This window comes from Streptomyces sp. SID13726, assembly GCF_010548375.1.
Taxonomy (GTDB): domain Bacteria; phylum Actinomycetota; class Actinomycetes; order Streptomycetales; family Streptomycetaceae; genus Streptomyces.
The window spans coordinates 1-474 of the sequence record NZ_JAAGLY010000346.1; the positions used below are offsets into that span (position 1 = coordinate 1).

The window sequence follows — 474 nt, forward strand, 5'->3', positions numbered from 1 at the left end:
CCCTGTCCGTCGTCGAGCGGACGCGCGAGATCGGGCTCCTGCGCGCCGTCGGGCTGGGCCGGGCCCAGCTCGCCACGACGATCGTCGTCGAGTCCGTGCTCGTCGCCGTGTTCGGGACGGCGGTCGGGCTGGTCGTGGGGACGGGCCTCGCCGCCGCGCTGCCCTCGGTGCTCGCGGACGAGGGCTTCACGACCCTCGCCGTGCCGTGGGCGCAGCTCGGCGCGATGCTCGCGCTCGCCGCCGTCGTCGGGGTCGTCGCGGCGGTCTGGCCCGCGACCCGCGCGGCCCGGCTGCCCGTGCTCGACGCGGTGAGCCAGGAGTAGCCAGGAGTGACGACGCGAGTGCGGTGACGAGACGCGAGAAGTGGTCCTCCCGGGTGGCGTCCGGGGGGCCACTTCTCGCGTCTCGCGACGTCGGGCCGCGGGTGCGTGCGCGCGCCGGGCGGCGCGGGGACCGACGGTTCGCACTACGGTG

The 474-nt window shown here is 77.0% G+C and carries 1 protein-coding gene; it reads left to right on the top strand.

The genetic code is table 11. The features are described from left to right. Positions 1–323: ABC transporter permease (locus G3I78_RS48000; RefSeq protein ID WP_164436913.1), on the top strand; the 323-nt coding region annotated here is incomplete at its 5' end. Positions 324–474 lie beyond the last annotated feature (151 nt).